This is a genomic window from Sporosarcina sp. Y1004, from assembly GCF_057669665.1.
The window spans coordinates 23853-44400 of the sequence record NZ_JBYHFQ010000007.1 but is presented as its reverse complement, the minus strand read 5'-3'; the positions used below and the strand labels follow the sequence as shown (position 1 = coordinate 44400).

General features: G+C 40.9%; 19 protein-coding genes. 16 read left to right on the top strand and 3 right to left on the bottom strand.

Annotated features, from left to right (window positions below; all coding sequences use genetic code 11):
- Positions 1–124: 124 nt before the first annotated feature.
- The 4 genes from AC25Y6_RS07045 to AC25Y6_RS07030 all read left to right on the top strand — a co-directional run bounded on the left by AC25Y6_RS07045 (position 125) and on the right by AC25Y6_RS07030 (position 3264).
- Positions 125–1135 (top strand): AbaSI family restriction endonuclease, encoded by a 1011-nt coding sequence (locus AC25Y6_RS07045; protein WP_488142475.1) that lies wholly within the window; start codon positions 125–127, stop codon positions 1133–1135.
- A 166-nt stretch (positions 1136–1301) separates the two neighbouring features.
- Positions 1302–2285: an MBL fold metallo-hydrolase gene (locus AC25Y6_RS07040; RefSeq protein ID WP_488142474.1), complete on the top strand. Its 984-nt coding sequence runs from the start codon at positions 1302–1304 to the stop codon at positions 2283–2285.
- Positions 2286–2351: 66 nt separating this feature from the next.
- Positions 2352–2735 carry a hotdog family protein gene (locus tag AC25Y6_RS07035; protein WP_482104530.1) on the top strand — a complete coding sequence of 128 codons (384 nt, stop codon included), beginning with the start codon at positions 2352–2354 and terminating at the stop codon, positions 2733–2735.
- Positions 2736–2757: 22 nt separating this feature from the next.
- Positions 2758–3264, top strand: coding sequence for a GNAT family N-acetyltransferase (locus AC25Y6_RS07030; protein WP_488142473.1), 507 nt, complete (start codon positions 2758–2760; stop codon positions 3262–3264).
- Positions 3265–3282: 18 nt separating this feature from the next.
- Here the strand turns inward: AC25Y6_RS07030 and AC25Y6_RS07025 are convergent, their stop codons facing one another.
- Complete coding sequence (locus AC25Y6_RS07025; RefSeq protein ID WP_488142472.1) at positions 3283–3864, bottom strand: protein-L-isoaspartate(D-aspartate) O-methyltransferase; 582 nt, start codon at positions 3862–3864, stop codon at positions 3283–3285.
- A gap of 182 nt (positions 3865–4046) precedes the next feature.
- Complete coding sequence (locus AC25Y6_RS07020) at positions 4047–4418, bottom strand: VOC family protein (RefSeq protein WP_482104527.1); 372 nt, start codon at positions 4416–4418, stop codon at positions 4047–4049.
- 242 nt (positions 4419–4660) lie between these two features.
- On the opposite strand from AC25Y6_RS07020, the gene AC25Y6_RS07015 reads away from it, so the two are divergent.
- From AC25Y6_RS07015 to AC25Y6_RS06960, 12 genes are all read left to right on the top strand, one after another.
- The gene (locus tag AC25Y6_RS07015; RefSeq protein WP_488142471.1) at positions 4661–5467 is read left to right on the top strand and encodes a SurA N-terminal domain-containing protein; all 807 of its coding nucleotides are present in this window, start codon (positions 4661–4663) and stop codon (positions 5465–5467) included.
- 164 nt (positions 5468–5631) lie between these two features.
- Positions 5632–7170: a DEAD/DEAH box helicase gene (locus AC25Y6_RS07010; protein WP_482104525.1), complete on the top strand. Its 1539-nt coding sequence runs from the start codon at positions 5632–5634 to the stop codon at positions 7168–7170.
- A gap of 26 nt (positions 7171–7196) precedes the next feature.
- Positions 7197–7979 (top strand): YqhG family protein, encoded by a 783-nt coding sequence (locus AC25Y6_RS07005; RefSeq protein WP_488140246.1) that lies wholly within the window; start codon positions 7197–7199, stop codon positions 7977–7979.
- A 73-nt stretch (positions 7980–8052) separates the two neighbouring features.
- The gene (locus tag AC25Y6_RS07000; RefSeq protein WP_488142470.1) at positions 8053–8574 is read left to right on the top strand and encodes a hypothetical protein; all 522 of its coding nucleotides are present in this window, start codon (positions 8053–8055) and stop codon (positions 8572–8574) included.
- A 335-nt stretch (positions 8575–8909) separates the two neighbouring features.
- Positions 8910–10466: an ABC-F family ATP-binding cassette domain-containing protein gene (locus AC25Y6_RS06995; RefSeq protein WP_488142469.1), complete on the top strand. Its 1557-nt coding sequence runs from the start codon at positions 8910–8912 to the stop codon at positions 10464–10466.
- 432 nt (positions 10467–10898) lie between these two features.
- On the top strand, positions 10899–12164 hold the full coding sequence (locus tag AC25Y6_RS06990) for an allantoate amidohydrolase (RefSeq protein WP_488142468.1): 1266 nt from the start codon (positions 10899–10901) through the stop codon (positions 12162–12164).
- Between the two features lie 47 nt (positions 12165–12211).
- The gene (hydA, locus tag AC25Y6_RS06985; RefSeq protein ID WP_488142467.1) at positions 12212–13615 is read left to right on the top strand and encodes a dihydropyrimidinase; all 1404 of its coding nucleotides are present in this window, start codon (positions 12212–12214) and stop codon (positions 13613–13615) included.
- 10 nt (positions 13616–13625) lie between these two features.
- Positions 13626–14987: an NAD(P)-dependent oxidoreductase gene (locus tag AC25Y6_RS06980; RefSeq protein WP_488142559.1), complete on the top strand. Its 1362-nt coding sequence runs from the start codon at positions 13626–13628 to the stop codon at positions 14985–14987.
- A gap of 12 nt (positions 14988–14999) precedes the next feature.
- Positions 15000–16262 (top strand): NAD-dependent dihydropyrimidine dehydrogenase subunit PreA, encoded by a 1263-nt coding sequence (gene preA, locus AC25Y6_RS06975; RefSeq protein WP_488142466.1) that lies wholly within the window; start codon positions 15000–15002, stop codon positions 16260–16262.
- A 272-nt stretch (positions 16263–16534) separates the two neighbouring features.
- On the top strand, positions 16535–17992 hold the full coding sequence (locus AC25Y6_RS06970) for an NCS1 family transporter (protein WP_488142465.1): 1458 nt from the start codon (positions 16535–16537) through the stop codon (positions 17990–17992).
- Positions 17993–18009: 17 nt separating this feature from the next.
- On the top strand, positions 18010–18216 hold the full coding sequence (locus tag AC25Y6_RS06965; RefSeq protein WP_488142464.1) for a hypothetical protein: 207 nt from the start codon (positions 18010–18012) through the stop codon (positions 18214–18216).
- A 335-nt stretch (positions 18217–18551) separates the two neighbouring features.
- On the top strand, positions 18552–19841 hold the full coding sequence (locus tag AC25Y6_RS06960) for an MFS transporter (RefSeq protein ID WP_488142463.1): 1290 nt from the start codon (positions 18552–18554) through the stop codon (positions 19839–19841).
- 84 nt (positions 19842–19925) lie between these two features.
- Here AC25Y6_RS06960 and AC25Y6_RS06955 read toward each other — a convergent pair whose 3' ends face one another.
- Positions 19926–20525, bottom strand: coding sequence for a hypothetical protein (locus tag AC25Y6_RS06955; RefSeq protein WP_488142462.1), 600 nt, complete (start codon positions 20523–20525; stop codon positions 19926–19928).
- Between the last annotated feature and the right edge of the window lie 23 nt (positions 20526–20548).

Genomic DNA, 20548 nt, shown 5'->3' with positions numbered 1-20548 from the left:
AATCGCGCCCATTTATAAATGTTACTGCATTAAAGTAATTACCATTGATCTAATATATGGTGTTAAACTAATCTAACTTCTAGTGTTAGTCATTACTATAAATAGTCGAAAGTAGGAAGTTATCTTGGATAAGTATCAATTCATAAAAAAACAATTATCAAAAACAAATAAAAAGAATGATGAGAATTATGTTGTTTCTCGTATTTGGCATTTAATAAATAATGTGGATGTAAAAATGATTACGCAGCAGTATATTCTTCGGGATTTGATTACTAAGAGTTATGCACTCGCGGATATCTATTTTCCCCAATTTGATATTATTGTAGAAATCGATGAGCCTTATCATCAGACAGGAGAAATGTTGATAAGGGATAAGATACGTCAGAATGATATTGTACAAGCTTTGGATTGTGAAGTGTTCCGAGTTACTGTATCGAATAATATAGTAGAAGTTAATATGCAAGTAGATTCTATTGTATCAAAGATTCATAGGTTGATTGCGGAAGACGGATTTTCACCTTGGGATCTTCAAGCGGAATATAATCCAATTACTTATATACGAAAAGGCTTTATAGATGCCAATGATCATCCTGTATTTAAAACGGTAAGTGATTGCTGTAATTGTTTTGGTGCTGGTTATAATGGACTTCAACATAGTGGAGCACGTCATAAGTATCAAAGTGAGATTGACATTAAAGGGTTAAAGTTTTATCCGAACGGGGACTGGAATAATCAGTTGGAAGCGGATGACGAGCATTTTACAGAGTTTAACTTTGACCCGGTGAAAAACCAAGAATATTTAGAAAAACGACTTCACAAACTGCGCCATCAATTAGCACTATTTGCACATGTGAAAAGTGAGTCGGGTGGTTTCGAGTACGTGTTTAAAGGATTGTATCGATTAGACGTAGAAGAAACGCAGAGAATAGGGAAATTATTTTACAAACGAGTTTCAAAAATAATGCCGACCTATTTTCCGGATAATGTAGAAACACCAGCTGTACTTGCAAAGGCTTTTAATGAAGAAAGAGAAATAGCTCGATTTTATGATGAAACGGTCCGAGCGTTATTTCAGAAAAAGTATCCTGCGTATCAAATAATTAGTAGTGAGGAGTTAGTCTACAAAAATCATTGAAGAATTCAATGGAAGCCCTTCATGCCACATTAAAATAGCTCAATAGTTCCTTATTTTAAATTAAGAAATCCGGAACTATATATCAACTATTCTTTCAATTTGGTATGATGTGTATGATTGACTATTCTAACACTTTTCCAGTCGATGAATGTAAGGAGGAGCAGCTGTGAAACAATCCGACATTATCTTTATTGAAAGAAGATTTCCAAGTGCAAATATGATCCTTATCAAGGATAAACTACCAATCCTTATTGATAGTGGTTTTGGAAGTGATGTGAATGAAACTGAGCGATTGATTAAAAAAACAGGTGTATCACCGGAAGAATTGCATCTTATTGTAAACACGCACTATCATAGTGACCATGTGGGTGGCAATTTTCATTTTCAAAAAAAATATGGCGTAACGATTGCCGCGCATAAATGGGAAGCCGATTTAATTAATGTTGCTGACCCTGAAGCTTGCAGTGCGGAATGGTTAGACCAGCCTGTGGAACCTTATCAGGTAGATCGAAAGCTGTCAGATAACGATGAAATTGATACAGGGAGCAGAATCTTAAAGGTCCTCCACACACCTGGGCATACTTTGGGACATATTTCTTTATATGACCCTGAAGAGGAGATATTGATAGCAGGAGATCTTTTTCATCAAAAAGATATTGGCTGGTTAAATATCTTTCGGGAGGGTGTTGCATCGATCCACCGGTCTATGGAGAGTTTGGAACGGTTGTCTAAGATCCCGGTTCGACAGGCATATTCTGGACATGGATCTCAAATAGACGATCCTCAAGCTGCCATTGATGCAGCAAGAAAACGGTTTGATAAGTGGCTCGGCGCGCCTGAAAAAGTTTCATGGCATGCCTGCAAACGGATTTTCTCGTTCACTTTAATTATAAAAGACGGATTGGCTGAAGAGGAGCTCGAAAACTACCTGCTGCAATGCGGTTGGTTTCAGGATTTTGCACGTCACGCTTTCCGTGCCCAACCAAAAGAGTTCGTGGGAATTCTGCTGGATGAGATGCTTCGTTCCGGCGCGGCTGAATGGCAGGATGGAAGATTGATGGCTTCCGCTCCATATCAGGCACCCGATAAGGAATGGATGAACCAGAACATCAAGTTGAAGAATTGGGGATTATCAAAACTTCTTACGTAACTGATAGTGAATTGGAACGAAGTCATGCTTTGGAACTATATAAAAGGACAAAAGGGAGGAATGGAGTTGCTTTTACAAGTAGGGGATATCATTTCATTTGAACGGACGTTCACAAAAGAGGACGTGGAATTATTTACGAAGGTTTCCCGTGATGAAGGAGATCACCATCTAACTCCGGAAGAACAAGGAAGACTCGTTGTTCAGGGTTTATTGACAGCAACTTTGCCGACAAAAGTGGGTGGGGACCATAATGTTTTAGCCCGCAAGATGAATTTCGAGTTTCTGAGACCGGTGTTTACGGAAGATACCATCATCTGTGACGTGGAAATTGAACAATACGAAAAACAGGAAAACAACCGAATCGCCATCACGGCTTCCTTCAGCTGCAAGAATCAAGAGAATAAGGTAGTTTTGACAGGGGGATTTGCAGGAGTCATCCTTACTTCGTAAGTTACTCAAGTGGAAATGAGGAATGGATATGCGATTGGTTAGACCTTCCATTGAATGGGAAAACGAGCATGAAGCTTATATGAATGAATGGGATGAACCTCGGATGACTCCTAGTAGTTTCAATCTCACAGGCTACGAGAGCTATGAAGCTTATTTGGAAGCTCTGCAGATCCGGGAGACTGGGGACGGGAAATGGATGCCTAGCACGAATTATTTCTTAGTGAATGAAAATAACAGAGTCCTTGCAATGGTTGATATACGGCACGAGCTGACAGGTTATCTGCAGAATGTCGGTGGACATATCGGGTATGGAGTGCGGCCTGCAGCACGAAGAAAAGGACATGCGACAAGGATTCTTGCTGAGGCATTAAAGAAATGTGATGAGTTGGGAATCCGTCGAGTACTGGTAACTTGTAATTATGATAATATTGGATCTGCTAAGACAATTGTAAAGAATGGTGGAGTTGAGGACAAAAGCTTTATTGAAGATGACGGAACGGTAGTTCGACGGTTTTGGATAGAGAGGTAATTGCATAAATGCTGTAACTTACTCATATTTCCCTTTCAGTGGAACAAACCTCACTTCATCCAAAACTGTCGTCTGGATTCCTCCATCTTTGTCTTTTTCCAAAAGCAAGAGTTCCTGTAGGAGGGGTGTTCCTACGGGGATGATCATTTTTCCTTCGACAGCAAGTTGATCTATTAACTCGCGTGGCACTTGGGCAGCAGCGGCGGTCACCATAATTCGATCATAAGGAGCGTGCTCGTCCCACCCAGTGCTACCGTCATCTAGCTTAAAATGGACGTTGGTGAAATCAGCTTTCTTCAATCTATCTTTTGCTTGTTCATGTAAGGCAGCAATCCGTTCAATTGTATAAACGGAGTTCGAGAAAGCAGCGAGTAGGGCGGTCTGGTAGCCGGATCCCGTTCCAATTTCGAGCACTTTTGAATGAGACTGCAAATCGAGAGCCAATGTCATTTCGAGTACAAGGGAAGGCTGGGAAATCGTTTGTTCATGACCGATTGGGATAGCCTCATCCATATAAGCGAATTCCTTGAGCGCATCCATGAAAAAACCGCGGTCTAGTTTTTGGAAGTAATTAATGATATCTTGTTTTTGATTGGCCATTGTTCATGCTCCTTCGTATAAATGATTAATCTATGCACGTTAATCATTGCCGACAATGGGGGTTTGTAAACTACATAAGAAAAGTGGTAGTTACTGGTGTTTTTGCTTTTTCTGCGAATCCCCCTAAAACAAAACGACCCACCGTGGTCCGCATTGTAAAGAGGCGTGGTGGGTACTGCTATCTATCTGTGTTGGTCTACAAGAATGGGATTACCATCTGGATCTTCAATTGTAAAACTCGCAGGCCCTGAACTTGATTCATCTGCTTCAGTCAGCATTTCAATTCCTTTTGCTTTAAGTTGTTTTTGAAGATCCCGAATGTCCGTAAACGAATCGAGATTGTTGGCATCTTGGTTCCAGCCTGGATTAAAGGTCAGAATATTTTGATCAAACATTCCTTGGAACAGTCCAATTACGCTACTATCATTCTTCAAAATAAGCCAATTTTGGGTAATATCCCCGCCCGAGACTTGGAATCCTAGGTTTTCGTAAAATGATTTTGATTTATGAATGTCTTTTACACTTAGACTTACAGAGAATGCACCTAGTTTCATTTTCCTTCCCCCTACCTAGTAATTGTGGATAATTAATAATTCGAACAAACTCAGTATAATTGATAACATTAAAATAAACAACATTTACCAAATGTAGTAATCCATCAGTTAGTTACTATACATCTAGGTGACAATTTAGTGTCATGGAGGGATATCGGTTTATCTTTCGACCACTTCTCGTGTAAGATGCTATTTAAGCTTTAATAATTAAGAAGCGAAAGATTTGAAAGGGGTTCAACGATATGAAGTACAAAAAAGTCCTACTTCCATTTATAGCAGGTGCTCTTGCAATTAGTTTAGCTGCCTGCGGTGAAGAAGATAAAGCAGCAAAAGAAGAAACGCCTAAAGAAGAAACAAAACAAGAAGCACCTAAAGAACAAGAAGCAACTAAAGAACAACAAGAAGCAACTAAAGAACAAGAAGAAGCTGCGGAAGAGATGCAAGCGAAACTAGCTGAACAGCAAGTTGATAAGAAAACGATTGTGGCTGTTGTAAATGAAGAAGAACTGACAGGTGAGGACTATAATACAGCATTGACGGCAATCCAAGGGCAAATGCAACAAATGGGACAAGACCCGTCAAGCAAAGAAGCCGCTGAACAAGTAAAAGCGCAAGTTCTTGAGTCACTTGTGAACCAGACATTGATTCTTCAAAAAGCGCAAGAAGCAAAATTAAAAGCATCTACATCCGAAATTGACAAAGAGTATTCAGTTTTTGAAAAGCAATTTGGTGGTAAAAAAGAAATGGAGAAAGCCCTCAAAGCACAAAGCATGGATGTAGAAACATTGAAAGCTCAAATCGCTGAATCCATTATATTTGACAAGTACCTGGAAAAAGTAGCTCCAGCTGGAAAAGTGTCAGAAAAGGAAATTAAAGAATACTATGATCAAGCTGCAGCCACTTCAAAAGAAGCTGGACAAGAGATGCCACCGCTTGAAGAAGTGAGTCAGGAAATCGAAGGAATGATTAATCAAGAACAACAGCAAAAACTGCTTGTTGCTCATGTTGAAGAACTAAAAGCAGCTGCCGATATTGAATTAAAATTGTAAAAGAATTACGTGTGAGACATGAAATGCTTGACCTTCAAGGTTAAGTGTTTCATGTCTTTTTTGTTTTTATAAAAATAAGTGGCATCCATTTCACTTGCAATTCCATTATCATAGGAACTTCAATTTTGGACAACCTACGAACAAAGAAAATAAGGATTGAGGTGATGGAAATGATTTTGGAAAAGTCATCTGCGTGGAAAGAAGGATTTATTGAACGTTTGGAAAATCGGGAAACGTGGGACAACTGGAAATTGTATAAAATGAGTTATGAGATCGCAAAAACGAATTTGATCACTGATTTTCATGGACTTCAATCCCCTAACTATTTGCCCAATCTCACGCCACTTACGCATCAATTGGAAGCGGCGGAAACGGTCATTGAAAGGATGAATGGAAAAGCGATTCTTGCGGATGAAGTGGGGCTCGGTAAAACCATTGAAGCGGGTTTGATCCTGAAAGAATATTTAATAAGAGGTCTCGTGAAGAAAGCGCTAATTTTGGTTCCAGCATCACTTGTCGGTCAGTGGATTGAAGAATTGAATCAAAAATTTCATATTCCCGCCATGCAGTATAAAAAAAATTACGACATGACCCATCTGACAATTGTCGTCATGAGTATGGATATGGCAAAAAGAAGTCCGCACAAAGAAACCATCTATGATCAAGATTTTGATTTGATTATAATTGATGAAGCGCATAAATTAAAAAACCATAAAACGAAAAACTACGAGTTCGCGCAGAATTTAAAGAAAAAGTTTTGTTTGTTATTAACTGCCACACCAATTCAGAATGATGTTTTTGAACTGTTTTACCTCATATCATTATTAAAACCAGGGCATCTAGGTAATTATGAGACGTTTCAATCAGCGTTTTCCGCAAGCAAACACAATGTAGAACACGATGAATATTTAAAAAAACTGGTCAATCAAGTGATGGTGAGAAATAGGAGACAGGATACGGGAATCGAATGGACAAACCGTCATGTTCAAATCATACCCATCGATTTTACGACAGAAGAAAAAGAAGTCTACAACCTGATTTCAGAACTGAAAAATGTTTCCCCTGATTTTTCGGATGCTTTCTCCATGCTTACTCTACAAAGAGAAATGTGCAGCAGTAAGGAAGCTACAGCTTTAACCTTAACTAAAATGCTTGAAAAATGCACTCGACCGGAAGATATTTCTTATCTGGAAAGCATTATTCAAAAATTAATGGCACTGGAAATGAACTCAAAAGCGGAAAAGGCTTATGAAATTATTTCAGAGGCAGATGGTAAGGTTATACTCTTTACCGAATATCGCGGTAGTCAAACCTATTTGCAGTGGTATTTACAATCAAAAGGAATCACTAGCGTCCCATTTAACGGAAAGTTCAGCAAGAGTAAACGAGAATGGATGAAACAACTCTTTAAGGAAAAAGCGCAAGTACTGATTGCGACGGAATCGGGTAGTGAAGGGATAAATCTGCAGTTTTGTCACCATGTCATAAACTATGATTTACCTTGGAACCCCATGAAGTTGGAGCAACGAATTGGACGTGTCCATCGGTTGGGGCAAGAGCATGACGTGCATATTTACAATTTAGCCATTCAAAATACAATTGAAGACCATATATTGGACCTGCTTTACGTTAAAATTGGGGTCTTTGAAAAAGTGGTGGGTGAGTTAGATGATATTTTAACTCCTTTCAAAAAGACCATTTGAAATGAAGGCAGAGAGGGAGGAAGGACATGTATCCACAACAAATTCACGGGTATTTGCGACAATTTTTTAGAGAAAACAATTGTCAAATAGTAAGCGACCATGATCACTACATCAGCGTACAATTAACAATTGAAATGGATAAAAAAATTATGAACCGTCCATTTTACTGGAAATACCTAGAAAGTACGGATGGCGTACCAGATCCAGCACGACTAACATTTATTACTGATAGAAATAAAGTTGTTGAAGATGTAAATGGGGAAGTCATCCACTTCGGCTCCCCTCGACTCAATCAATTGTTCCAAGCAACGAAAGAGCTGGGCTCGTTTGTGCAGATGTATGAAAAGGTATCAGAGAATGATGAAGCGCAAACCATATTAACACCATGGTTAGGGGTTAATTATAAAGTATCGTATTACAGTGATCAAACGAAAGAGATTCTTTATTCGTTAGGCATTAACTTAATGACAGGTATCCTTAAAGAAGGTTTTCAGGAATCGTTAAGTGAAGTGGAATTGGATTCAAGCATGTCAGGAAATACATTTAATTTACCGTACATTATAAAGCCGATTCGTGCCCTGGAGCGGTTGGATGCGGTAATTGAAAATGCCATCCAAACAGATGATCACACATGGGCTGAAGAAGCAAAAATGAGATGGCAAAAGGATAGAGAAGTCTTGGAATACTTCTATGAAGGGATAGAAAACAAACCGGATTGTTACGAGACAGAGAAAGAAGCTATGGATCAACAATACGAAGCGAGAATAAAAGTTGAAATTATCAATGGTGGATTATTTTATTTGAAATGAATTTGTAGTAAAATGATGAAGGAAATAAAGGTGGTTCCTGACCTGATAGATAATGTTTTTTGGAGGACTTCATGTGTATGATCCAACAATTTTTGAAAACTTGAAAGTGGCATTTGAAAATCATGTGTATGATTTAGATAATATAGATCAAAAAATAACAATCACAAACCGGGTAGATCGAATGGATTTTTCCGTGCTTGCAAGAGATTTCGCTATTCAATTCACACTAGTCAATCAACCGGCCGTAACAGTGGAGATTGTATTAAAAGCATCAGTAAAAGATTTAGCAGGTGAGATATTAGAACTCCCCGGGGAAAAACTTGGTTGTTCCTTGTCTCTACGATTTAACAAACGCGTACAACATGTATCCTTAGAGTGTAAACAGATTGAGCATGCGCTAAAGACTATTTGGGAAACTGAAATCCAGGTAACTCAAACATTGAGTTTCGTGTTTGAACAAGAAACGGCAAGTTACCTGGACAGTATTGAAGTGAAATTCAAGTCTAAAATGAATGAGGACCATATGGGCGATATTGCAGATTTTTTAAAACATGTTTTGACGTCGTTGGAAGTATTGAACCGTATCTCAGGATAATGTGGAACACCAGCGCATTTGTAAGGAAACGAAGCTAGACTCCCTATAGAGTAGATGATATTGACATGGATGCTTCAAGAGAATGATTTGTCCAATCCGTTATATTTTTACAAAAGTAATATCTGGAAAAATATATGTTTCGGATTTCCAAGTACAGTGTAAAAATCAATCGTGAAATTGTTTCTCTTTCATGGTTATTTATTGTGCCGTTATTCCTATAAACCCTTTCCTCATCGGTGAAATCCCTATATAATGGAGAGAATTCGGCATTTCTTAGTTGAAGAAAGTGTTGGAAAGGTAGAACCATACTTAGTGAAAGAAAAGGTGTAATACATATGAGTTTATTGACTGTAACAAATTTAAGCCATGGCTTCGGGGATCGTGCCATTTTTGAAGACGTCTCTTTTCGTCTATTGCAAGGAGAACATATTGGGTTGATTGGTGCAAATGGTGAAGGGAAGTCCACATTCATGAATATCATCACGCGCAAGCTGGAGCCTGATGCGGGAACGGTGAGTTGGGCGAAACGGGTGCGTGTCGGTTATTTGGATCAGCACGTCGCGTTGAAACAGGGTTTGAGCATCCGCGATGTACTGCGAACCGCCTTTCAATATCTTTATGATCAAGAAACGGAAATGAACGCGCTCTTTACCAAAATGGGCGAGGTCGATGCGGATGAACTGGAAGCGCTTCTGGAAACGACAGGTGAAATACAGGAAGAGCTGTCACACAATGATTTCTACATAATTGATTCTAAAGTGGAAGAAGTGGCGAATGGACTCGGACTGGATGAATTCGGTCTGGATACGGGCGTTCATGATTTGAGCGGGGGGCAGCGGACGAAGGTTCTTCTCGGCAAGTTGTTGCTGGAAAAACCGGACATCCTTCTTTTAGATGAGCCGACAAACTATTTAGACATAGAGCATATCGATTGGCTTCGCAGTTATTTACAGAACTACGCGAATGCGTTCATTTTGATATCCCATGATCTTCCATTTTTGAATAGTGTTATTCAGCTGATTTACCATATGGAAAACCAACAGATCACCCGGTATTCGGGCGATTATGATGAGTTTTTACGTGTGCATGAGATGAAGAAACAGCAAGTGGAATCCGCCTTTAAGAAACAACAGAAGGAAATTGCACATCTCAAGGACTTTGTGGCCCGTAACAAGGCGAATGCGGCGACAAGTAGAATGGCAATGTCGCGCCAGAAGAAATTGGACAAAATGGATGTCATCGAATTGGACGCGGAAAAGCCGAAGCCGCAATTTAGCTTCAAACTAGCACGGACGCCTGGAAGGTTCCTGTTTGAAACAAAGGAACTCGTCATTGGATATGAGGAACCATTGTCGCAGGAACTGAATCTAACGATGGAACGTGGGCAGAAAATTGCTTTGTCCGGTGCAAATGGGATTGGGAAAACAACGTTATTAAAAAGTATTCTTGGAGAAATCCCTGCACTTTCAGGTTTTGTTGAACGTGGAGAGCATTTGGAAATTGGGTATTTTGAACAGGAAGCAAAAGCAGAAAACAACAATACATGCTTGGAAGAGGTATGGGCGGAATTCCCACATTTCACACAATATGAAGTTCGTTCGGCGTTGGCTCGATGCGGATTGACAACGAAACACATTGAAAGCAAGGTGAAAGTGTTAAGCGGCGGAGAGCGTGCGAAAGTACGACTTTGTAAATTAATTAATCGGGAGACGAATTTGCTAGTCCTCGATGAACCGACAAATCACCTTGACCATGAAGCGAAAGAGGAATTGAGACGCGCCCTGAAGGAATACAAAGGTAGCATCCTTCTTATTTCCCACGAACCTGAATTTTATGAGGGCGTTGTGACAGACGTTTGGAATGGTGAAAATTGGACGACCAAAATGTTTTAATGATTCGCTTACTTCTCACGGAGTGAACGTTCCCTGTCAAGTTGATAGGGTAAATAATAAAAGTGATTTAAACGGCTTGAGCCCTGTATTCTTAAGGGCTTAAGCCGTTTTTTCGTTTCTGAAAGTCCACTATTATTTATCATAGTATTACTTACATAATGGACTACTACAAACTTCTTTACCCATAGGCACACCTGTCGGTAAGAAACCTCATACATCTACTAAAGTGAGTGGGAATCCATTCATAACTTCCTTCTATTACGCATATTTATTGATGTGTTATCACATTTGCTATTAAAAAGGCCATATACATATTGCCTGGTTGGTGGCGTCCATATCTTATAGCAATTTCTTTAATCTACCAAATGCCTTCTATTTTATCATTTTCATAAACAACCACTTTTTAATAACTATGAAAGAGAGGACTTGCATATGTATAAATGTAATAGTAATCGATTGCAGGGGTTAATAGAACAGTTCAGTCAATTTGGCGCAACTGCCAATGGGGGCGTAACTCGTTTGTCCCTTTCAAAAGAGGATGTATTAGCAAGAGACTATTTTTGTGAAATTTGCATTGAGTTAGGCATGGATATTCAAGTAGATGATATGGCAAATATCTATGCGATTCTACCAGGAAAAAAAGAATGCCCGCCAATCGTAATGGGATCACATTTAGATTCAGTTGAAAAAGGTGGCAAGTTTGATGGTGTCTTAGGTATTTTAACAGCAATAGAGGCGATACGAACGTTAAAGGAAAACGACATTGTGCTCGAGGCTCCATTAATGCTTGTGAATTTTACGAATGAAGAAGGTGCGCGCTTCGATCCGGCGATGATGAGTTCCGGTGTCATTGCTTCAAAATTCGATAAAGAAAAAATGCTACAGTCTTTTGATAAAAATGGCATTACTTTTCAAGAAGCATTACAGGCAAGTGGTTACGCGGGAGAGACAGGAAATCGCTTAACAGAAGCCCTTGCCTATATTGAACTGCATATTGAACAAGGACCGGTATTGGCAGCAAAGCAATGTGAAATTGGTGTGGTCGAAGGCGTTTTAGGCATGGTGTGCTATGAAATTACCGTAACAGGTGAATCAAATCACGCCGGAACAACGCCGATGTCTATGCGTAAAGATCCGATGATTGTAGCGTCTCGTATAATTTCGTCTTTGCATGAGCAGCTGGGAAAAATCGACGAAGCGCTTGTGTTCACATTTGGGCGTATGCACGTAGCACCTAATATCCATACAGTCATTCCGAACGAAGTAGTGTTTACCCTAGATTCGCGTCATCAAAATCCAGCAGTGATACGCCAAGTGGAGAATCTATTGACAGGCTTAGTTTCAGAGGAAAATGGTTGCCAAATTCGCTCGGTCAAGCTATGGGGGCGAGAGACGGTATTTTTTGATGCAGCAATTTGCAATGAAGTGGAAAAATCATCTCATGACTTTGGTTATTCCTCCCATCGAATGTTCAGCGGTGCGGGACACGATGCACAATATATCGCGAGCTTTATCCCTTCGGCAATGATCTTTGTTCCAAGTATCAAGGGGAAAAGTCATTGTGAGGAGGAAGAAACGACAATTGAAGACTGTGCAAAAGGGGCAGACGTGTTACTGGAAACCGTGTTGACACTACAAAAGAAGTTTAGCATGGGGGAAAATCAGCCTATCCGGCATGGTGATGGCCCAGAATATTAACAGATGATGATAAATTTCACATTCATTAATTGAAAGGTGAGGGTAGTGTGAAAAAAGTGATTACAGGTGGACTCATTGTGACAGCAACAGATATGTATGAGGCAGATATATTAATAGAGAATGGGAAAATTGTGCAAATCGGAAAAAATTTATCATCTGATGAAGCGGAAGTTGTAGATGCAACGGGAAAATACGTGATGCCTGGGGGAATTGATCCGCATACGCATTTGGACATGCCGTTCAACAATACGGTGACAGACGATGATTGGAAGTCAGGTACAATCGCGGCTGCATTCGGTGGGACGACGACTATTTTGGACTTTTGCTTATCTGCGGGTGAAGAAAAACTTGCGACGGCTGTGGAGAAGTGGCATGGAAAAGCAAAGGGGAAATCAGCCATTGACTACGGTTTCCATTTAATGGTTGGTGAATTAACGCCCGAAACAGAGGCCGAATTACCTTTGATACTAGAGCAGGAAGGGATAACGTCTGTCAAGGTGTTCATGGCATACGCGAAAGAATTCCAGGCTTCAGACCGTACGCTGTTCAAAGCCTTTAAAATCGCAAAAGACATGGGCGCAGTTGTCATGGTGCACTGTGAAAATGGCTCGGTCATCGACGAATTAGTAGAGGAGGCGAAGAAAGCTGGACAGACTGCGCCAATTTATCATGCACTGACACGTCCCGCAGAATTAGAGGGTGAGGCGACGAAACGAGCCATTGAACTAGCGCATATCGCAGGAGCCAAGCTTTATGTTGTACATGTGACGTGTAAAGAGGCACTAGATGAAATTATCGCAGCGCGTGAAAAGGGCTATGACGTCTACGGGGAAACATGTCCACCTTATTTAACGCTCGATCAGTCAGCGTTAGCACAGCCAGGCTTTGAGGGAGCAAAATATGTTTGGTCACCACCACTTCGCCCGAAATATCATCAAGAGCATTTGTGGAATGCTTTAAAAGCCAAACAACTGCAAACAATTGGCTCGGACCAATGTTCATTTAGCTTTAACGGGAAGAAGCAATTAGGGTTAAACGACTTTTCTAAAATTCCAAATGGTGGACCGTTTATCGAAGATCGTTTCAGCATTTTGTTTTCTGAAGGTGTGGCGAAAGGACGAATTTCCATCAATGACTTTGTCGATATGATTTCGACAAGTGCCGCAAAAATTTTCGGCTTATATCCACGAAAAGGAACGATTGCTATTGGTTCTGACGCGGATATCGTCATTTTTGATCCGACAGTAAAACGTGAAATTTCGGCGAACACTCACCATATGAATGTCGACTACAACCCATATGAGGGCTGGGAAGTGACAGGAGAGCCTATCAGTGTACTTGTGCGTGGTGAATACGTCATTAAAAACAAACGATTTGTAGGAGCATTCGGCAGTGGCCAATATATTAAGCGTGCACTTCAGCCGACGACTGCACAAACAATCAACAAGTAAACATCAATCCATGAGGGGGAATATTTCAGTGAGTTCGCAACTCGAACGAAATTTTGTGGAAATGAATAGCAGGATGACTAAAAATGAAGCACTAGAAGAAGCTAATCGCTGTCTGTACTGCTATGACGCACCTTGCATTACAGCTTGTCCGACAAGTATTCAAATTCCGAATTTCATTAAAAAAATTGCTTCTAATAATATGAAAGGTTCAGCTATGACGATTATGGAGGCCAATCCGGTTGGTGCAAGTTGTGCGCGAGTATGTCCGACCGAGGAATTATGTGAAGGGGCATGTGTGTTAAATTCCTCAACAAAGCCTATTAAAATCGGGCACTTGCAACGTTATGCAACAGATTGGGCGATGGAATCAGACGTCGAGCTATTTGAGAAAGGTCAAAAAAATGGACAAAAGGTAGCAATTGTTGGCGCTGGTCCAGCTGGCTTATCGGCAGCGCGTGAGCTTAGTCGCTTCGGCTACAGTGTCACAATATTTGAAGCAGAAGCAAAGGCGGGCGGTTTGGGCAGCTACGGCATCGTGTCATTTCGGTTACCGAATGATGTCGTGGATTGGGAAGTGGCGCAAGTTGCAAAGCTTGGTGTGGACATTAAAACAAACACAACAGTAGGCGTGGATATTGCTGCTGAGGAAATTTTAGCGCAATTTGACAGCGTTATTTTAGCGGTTGGTATGGGGGCCGTGCCTAATCTCGGCATTAAAGGTGAGGAACTAGATGGCGTTCATGATGCTATTGACTTTATAAAGTACACGAAAATGGGCGCACTGACAGAAGACTTAGTCGGTAAACGTGTTGCGGTTATTGGTGCTGGTAATACAGCCATCGATGGTGCAACCTGTGCTGTGCGACTAGGTGCGGAGCAAGTGGACATTCTTTATAGAAGAACAGAAAAAGAGATGACTGCCTACCAATTTGAATATGAATTTGCCAAGCAAGATGGCATTGGATTTAAATGGCTGACAGCGCCGCAACAAATTATCGGTGATAAGGCAGGGAAAGTAGTTGGACTTGAATGTGTCAAGATGAAGCTTGGAGTGGCGGATGCAGACGGCAGGCAACGACCTGAAGTCATTAAAGGATCTGAGTTTGTTATAGAGGTGGACGCGGTCATTAAAGCAATTGGACAAACGCGCTTTGTCTCGCTCATTGAAACTTTTGGATTGCAGCATACGAACGGAGTAGTAGATATTGACGAAACAACTATGCAAACATCGAATGACAAAGTGTTTGCCTGTGGAGATGTCGTGTTCGGCAATGGTCAAGGGGAAGCAATGGTGGTAACAGCTGCGCAGCAAGGTAAAGATGCTGCTTACATCATTCATGAGCGTTTAAGAAAACCGAGCGAGATCGCATAGGGGGAATGTAGCATGGCAGACTTACGAATTGACTTTGCGGGGATTAAATCACCGAATCCATTTTGGTTAGCATCGGCACCACCAACTAATTCGGGCTATCAAGTGCAACGTGCATTTGAAGCGGGCTGGGGTGGCGCAGTTTGGAAAACATTGGGCGAACCAATTTTAAATGTTTCATCGCGCTTTGCGGCTGTCAGCTTTAACGGACAGAGAGTAGCGGGCTTTAATAATATTGAGCTCATTACGGATCGTCCGTTAGAGGTTAATCTACAGGAAATTCTTGAAACGAAAAAGAGGTTTCCTAATCATGCCATAATCGCTTCATTAATGGTAGAGCCACAGCAGGAAAAATGGCATGAGATTGTCAAAAAAGTAGAAGCTGTGGGGGTTGATGGTCTTGAGCTTAATTTTGGTTGTCCACATGGAATGGCAGAACGAGGAATGGGGTCTGCCTCTGGTCAAGTCCCTGAATTGGTTGAAAAGCAAACGCACTGGGTGAAGGAAGTTGCACGTACACCAGTTATCGTCAAGCTAACGCCAAATATTACGGATATTACGATGACGGCAGAAGCGGCAGTGCGTGGCGGAGCAGATGCCGTTAGTATGATTAATACAATTAACAGCTTAGCAGGTGTCGATTTAGATTCATGGAATACGGTGCCGCATGTTGGTGGAAAGGGGTCACATGGCGGATATTGTGGGCCTGCTGTCAAGCCAATTGCACTAAATATGGTCGCAGAATGTGCGCGAAATCCTTTCGTTAATGTACCAATTTCAGGCATTGGTGGGATTTCAAACTGGCAGGATGCTGCGGAATTTATGCTGATGGGTGCAACAGGCGTACAAGTTTGTACAGCAGCAATGCACCACGGATTTAGCATTGTCGAAGATATGATTGACGGACTTAATAATTATCTGGATGACAAAGGAATTGCCTCGGTCATGGGTATAGTCGGTCAGTCGGTCCAACGTTATTCTGACTGGGGTGACTTAGATTTAAACTACAAAGTTGTTGCAGAAATTAATAATGATGTTTGTATTAATTGCAATAAATGCCATATTGCGTGTGAAGATACGTCACATCAATGTATTGACCTGTACACAGAGAGTGGTCGTCCGATGCTCAAGGTACGTGAACAAGATTGTGTAGGCTGTAATTTATGTGCGATTGTGTGCCCAGTAGACGGTGCAATTTCGATGGTCGAAAGAAAGTCCTCTATTACGCCAATGACTTGGAACGAACGTCAATCACTTATTAGCAATTTTGCAAGATGAAGAAAGTAGGGTGGATTACCGAGGGTCTCATCTAGGATACTAATCCCAGGAGTATAAAAAGAGGTCAATAGTTTGTTTAAAGATAAGAAAGTAAACACTTTTAGACTTGGGGCAGTGTCTAGACTCCAGGCGCAAGCCGCTCGGGTCATAAGCAATCCAGCTATGTGGCAAAGACCGCCACGTCGCTGAATCGACTTATGCCTGTCGCGTCTTAAACAGCGCCTTCCGCTTTTCTTTGTTAACTGGAAATCTAATATAAGGGAGAGGCATGAATGGCGAATGGTGGGAATTATTTAAAATCACCAGATTTACTTCCAGTGACACATCAAAAAAGAAATATCGGGACGTTTGGTTTTTCAGTGATTTGGGTAGGAATGGCCATCGTTTTAGCCGCCTTTGCAATTGGCGGAACAGGTATAATGAGTTTGTCATTGCCGATGGTAATTTTAGCGACAATGATAGGTTCCGTATTAATCGGCGTATTTATGACGTTAATTGGTGATATTGGTATTGAACATGGCTTGTCCTTCCCGGTTTATATGCGTGCCCCATTCGGTACAATTGGCACGCATTTACCATCGCTCGTTCGTGGGGTGACGGCTGCTTGTTGGTTCGGGATTAACACCTATTTTGGCGCAATGGCCATCAATGGGATTTTGAATTTATTATTCGGCTTTAATAATTGGTTTTTATGTTTCCTTGTTTTTGCGGCATTACAGTTATTTAACACATCGCTCGGCATTAAATCCATTGAGCGCTTTGCGGATTTTGCGGCGCCGATTATTATTTTAATATCGTGCTGGATGTACATTACGCTTGCCGATCACGCAACGGCTTCAGGGAAAGACGTGTGGACTTGGGTGGAATCGCCGACGACAGGGATGGCAGCTTTTACAGCATTCATGGTCTTGATTATGGCGAACATGGGATTCTGGGCAACGTTAGCAGCTGATATGCCATCACTATCACGTTTCTTTAAAGCGCCAAAAAATGAACGCAATTGGTTCAAGCGCAATAAAACACAGTTAGTAGGCTCTTTAATCGTAATGCCGATTACGAATACATTTATCGTAGCCATAGGTGCAGTGTGTTATATGGCCGTGGCATCTGCTGATCCGATAAATGCCTTGCAGCAAAGTGCAAGTGGATTTGTGTTAGGAATTTTATTGCTGATGATTGTGTTAGCGCAATGGTCGACAAATACATCTGCAAACGTTATTCCTGCGGCAACGATTTTCTCGAACATTGGTGGACCAAAAGTGCCGTTCTGGGTCGGGGTTATTGTCACAGGGGTTATTGGGACTTTGGCACAACCTTGGAGCTTATTTGACGTCTTAGTGAATGCGCTATTAATCATTGGCGGTATTTTAACAGCAATAGTGGGGATATTATTCGCCGATTATTATTTAATCCGTAAACGTCGTGTGAACGTAAAAGATCTGTACGAGTTAGACGGTCAATATAAATATATGAATGGCTTTAACTTAGCGGGGTTAATCGCTTGGGTGATTGGTGGTGTCATAGCGAATATCTTCCTAACGTATTCTTCTTTAGTGGGCTTTATCGTGGGGGCACTTGTGTATTATGTCTTGGCGAAATATTGGTGGTTCAAAAAGTACCCGCAAGCCGAACTAGACGATCCTAGTGACGCCAAGTATTTAGGTATTACAGTTGGTCACGATTGGGACGATATCGCCGTGCAAAAAATCGAAGAAAAAAGTGCTAAATAGAAAAGCGAGGTATGTGTATGTCGGATCATTTACTAAGCAAGGATGAAATGAAACAAGTAGATGACTATTTAGACAGGGGCTTTAAAGTCCATTATGTGTATGAAAATTTAAGCGGGATGTTTGTCGAGTTTGAAAGACAGGAAGAAGAAGTCTGTTTGCAGATTCTTACCGCCGAAGCGCGTAAATATCTTTCCTCAAAGCTGCAAGAACAAACGTTGTTGTAAGAAGATTTATCAGTTTAATAAGAAGTGGTGAAAACTCTATTCTATTACAAATTAGAATAGAGTTTTAATGTTGTACTTTTGTCTTTATTAGCAAGGGTTTGAACTATTTAAAAGTATCAATTTTGCAAGAAGTGCAGAGGTTTATTTGTAGGGGAAATCAAGTGTTAGATTCAGTTTTGAAGAATATATGCCTGAACTGTAAATAGGTAATTTGTTAGACAAGTTCCTAACGGGTGTTGGGAGTGTTAAAATATAGGCACGGATAGTATGTTAGTTGACAAGCCTTAAGTTTGGTCGTAATGATTTCTTTGAGTTGGAAGGGGAGGCATTTCCAAATGAGAAAAAAAGACTCGTTAAAGCTAGCAAACTATGTAAAATCAATTGAAGCACAACAAAAGCTCTATAAGCGGTCATTAATCGTTGTCGTGATGTCTCAAATTTTTGGTGGGGCAGGACTTGCAGCTGGTATTACAGTGGGCGCACTCATTGCCAGGGATATGTTAGGCACCGCAAGCTTTGCGGGATTGCCGGCTGCCTTGTTTACGCTTGGTTCAGCGCTTGCTGCATTCTTAGTGGGCAGAATTTCACAGCGATTCGGTCGTCGATACGGATTGTCACTCGGGTTCATCACAGGTGGGATCGGGGCAATGGGTGTCATCCTCGCTACAACAATTGACAATGTGTTATTATTGTTCATTTCGTTGTTCATCTATGGAGCAGGAACATCAACGAATTTACAGGCGCGTTATGCAGGAACAGACTTGGCAAGTGATAAGCAACGTGGGACCGCCATTAGTATCGCAATGGTTTCAACGACTATTGGTGCAGTGGCAGGTCCGAATTTAGTGACACCGATGGGGAACTTTGCAATGACGCTAGGTATACCAGCTTTAGCAGGGCCATTTATATTAGCAGCGGCTGCGTACTGGGTAGCTGGAATAACATTGTTTCTCTATTTGCGGCCTGATCCATTTTTGGTTGCAAGAGCAATTGCTGTAATGCAGGAAAAACAAATTATATCAAACAGCGCAGAAGTAAATAAAACACGACAAAGTGAAATAAACAGAATCGGTATTTTTGTCGGCACAATGGTTCTCGTCTTGTCTCATCTCGTTATGGTTGCGATTATGACAATGACACCCATTCATATGCAAAATCATGGGTCTGGACTGACAGTCGTTGGAATGGTGATTAGTCTACATATTGCCGCGATGTATTTGCCGTCGCTTGGTACAGGTCTATTAGTCGATAAAGCTGGCCGTACGGTTATGGTCATTGCTTCGGGTGTCACGTTATCAATTGCAGGCTTAATAGCAGCCTTTGCTCCTGGCGATTCCCTCGTCTGGTTGACGATTGCATTGATAGTGCTTGGCCTTGGTTGGAATTTTGGCTTAATCAGTGGAACAGCGATCATCATCGATTCTACGGATATGAACACACGTGCAAAAACACAAGGTTCTGTTGATGTATGGGTTGCTTTAGTTGGAACAGCAGGAAGTATAGTGTCAGGAATTATTGTAGCCAACTCAAGCTATGCCGTTTTAGGCTTGCTTGGTATGTATCTCGCATTGTTGTTAATCCCACTTATTGTTTGGAAACGGTTTAAAGATAGACAAGAATTATAGTGAATGGAGAAGATTTCGTTTGTCTAACCTATGTTTGAAGTTGAATGGTACCTTAACTTAATAATAAATAGCAGCTATATTCATTCATCCATTTCCTTCTTCTTTAAATCTTGAATTTCCTCTTTCAACGGTTTCCTGTCTATTTTTCATTTCTATTTGATATTGCTCTTCTACATCACTTGTCGCGGGAATAAAAGGTTCATCATTGTAGTCGGTACGTTTACCATATCGCAGCATTTCATAAATGATCATTCCGTTATTGGGCTTCCCATTTACGGTTATCATGGGAATAATGTCAAATAGTAAATAATAGAAGGCATAGAAAACAAACCGATCCCAAAAAGTTTTGTATTCCTGCAGCATTCCGTTAGCTAGAAGGGCATTGATTGTGACAGCAAGTACGAGGTTGAATATAATCGGACTTGCATAAATACATATATATGCTAATTTACTTTTCTTTTTTAACGAGTCGTAGGAAAACCAACTATACACATGATAATATTTGCGTACGTCGAAAACGCCTAACTTGAAAATCCGAGGGCCAGATCCAATCGTCAGTCTTGGGTTCTTAACCCTGAAAATAGCGCTAACGATAAGGTAACCGAGTTCCCTTAAAAATATAACAACCGGTAAGATTATAAATCCTGATATAATTAGGGACACTAAATCTGCAAGTCCAAACATATTTCTATTTCCCTCCTATTAAA

Bases quoted from the DNA above. Each gene is read 5' to 3' on its own strand.
- AC25Y6_RS07010 (WP_482104525.1), top strand. From the start codon at position 5,632: ATGGAAATGATTTTGGAAAAGTCATCTGCGTGGAAAGAAGGATTTATT.
- AC25Y6_RS06995 (WP_488142469.1), top strand. From the start codon at position 8,910: ATGAGTTTATTGACTGTAACAAATTTAAGCCATGGCTTCGGGGATCGT.
- AC25Y6_RS07025 (WP_488142472.1), bottom strand. From the start codon at position 3,864: ATGGCCAATCAAAAACAAGATATCATTAATTACTTCCAAAAACTAGAC.
- AC25Y6_RS07020 (WP_482104527.1), bottom strand. From the start codon at position 4,418: ATGAAACTAGGTGCATTCTCTGTAAGTCTAAGTGTAAAAGACATTCAT.
- AC25Y6_RS06965 (WP_488142464.1), top strand. From the start codon at position 18,010: ATGTCGGATCATTTACTAAGCAAGGATGAAATGAAACAAGTAGATGAC.
- AC25Y6_RS06960 (WP_488142463.1), top strand. From the start codon at position 18,552: ATGAGAAAAAAAGACTCGTTAAAGCTAGCAAACTATGTAAAATCAATT.
- AC25Y6_RS07005 (WP_488140246.1), top strand. From the start codon at position 7,197: ATGTATCCACAACAAATTCACGGGTATTTGCGACAATTTTTTAGAGAA.
- preA (WP_488142466.1), top strand. From the start codon at position 15,000: ATGGCAGACTTACGAATTGACTTTGCGGGGATTAAATCACCGAATCCA.
- AC25Y6_RS06955 (WP_488142462.1), bottom strand. From the start codon at position 20,525: ATGTTTGGACTTGCAGATTTAGTGTCCCTAATTATATCAGGATTTATA.
- AC25Y6_RS07030 (WP_488142473.1), top strand. From the start codon at position 2,758: ATGGATATGCGATTGGTTAGACCTTCCATTGAATGGGAAAACGAGCAT.
- AC25Y6_RS07015 (WP_488142471.1), top strand. From the start codon at position 4,661: ATGAAGTACAAAAAAGTCCTACTTCCATTTATAGCAGGTGCTCTTGCA.
- AC25Y6_RS06970 (WP_488142465.1), top strand. From the start codon at position 16,535: ATGGCGAATGGTGGGAATTATTTAAAATCACCAGATTTACTTCCAGTG.
- AC25Y6_RS06990 (WP_488142468.1), top strand. From the start codon at position 10,899: ATGTATAAATGTAATAGTAATCGATTGCAGGGGTTAATAGAACAGTTC.
- AC25Y6_RS06980 (WP_488142559.1), top strand. From the start codon at position 13,626: ATGAGGGGGAATATTTCAGTGAGTTCGCAACTCGAACGAAATTTTGTG.